The sequence below is a fragment of the Aeromonas tecta genome, assembly GCF_000820185.1.
In the GTDB taxonomy this organism is placed as follows: Bacteria; Pseudomonadota; Gammaproteobacteria; order Enterobacterales; family Aeromonadaceae; genus Aeromonas; species Aeromonas tecta.
Map to the genome: position 1 here is coordinate 1 of NZ_CDCA01000007.1, position 695 is coordinate 695.

Annotated in this window: 1 protein-coding gene; it reads left to right on the forward strand. The window is 63.3% G+C overall.

The features are described 5' to 3' along the window. A partial coding sequence (locus BN1137_RS00535; protein ID WP_198150565.1) for an alanine:cation symporter family protein occupies positions 1–695 on the forward strand: 695 nt, incomplete at both ends.

Here is a 695-nt window from a genome sequence, read left to right on the forward strand (position 1 = left end):
TCTTCGCCTGCGGCGTGCTGCTGCCAGGGGTGCAGGCCAACTCCATCGGGGCCAGCCTGCAGACCGCCTTTGATATCGATCCCAACGTCACCGCCGCCGCGCTGGCGCTGCTGCTCGGCTTCATCATCTTCGGCGGCGTCAAGCGTATCGCCCAGTTCGCCAGCACAGTCGTGCCCTTCATGGCGCTCGGCTACATCATCGTCGCCTGCGTCATCATCGCCCTCAACATCGGCCAGCTGCCTGGCGTGCTGATGCTGATCTGGAAGAGTGCCTTCGGCTTTGACGCCGGTTTTGGCGCCATTCTGGGTCTGGCCATCATGTGGGGGGTCAAACGCGGGGTCTACTCCAACGAGGCCGGTCAAGGAACGGGGCCACACGCCTCCTCCGCCGCCGCCGTGAGCCACCCGGCCAAACAGGGTCTGGTGCAGGCGTTCTCCGTCTACATCGACACCCTGTTCGTCTGCTCCGCCACCGGCTTTATGTTGCTCATTACTGGCCTTTATAACGTGCAAGGGCCAGATGGTGCCGCGCTCTACACCGGCATCGCCGGCGTGGCCGCCGGCCCTGGTTATGTGCAGACCGCCATGGAGAGCATGATGCCCGGCTTTGGCAGCATGTTCGTGGCCATCGCGCTGTTCTTCTTCGCGTTCACCACCATAGTCGCCTACTACTACATCGCCGAGACCAACATCGCC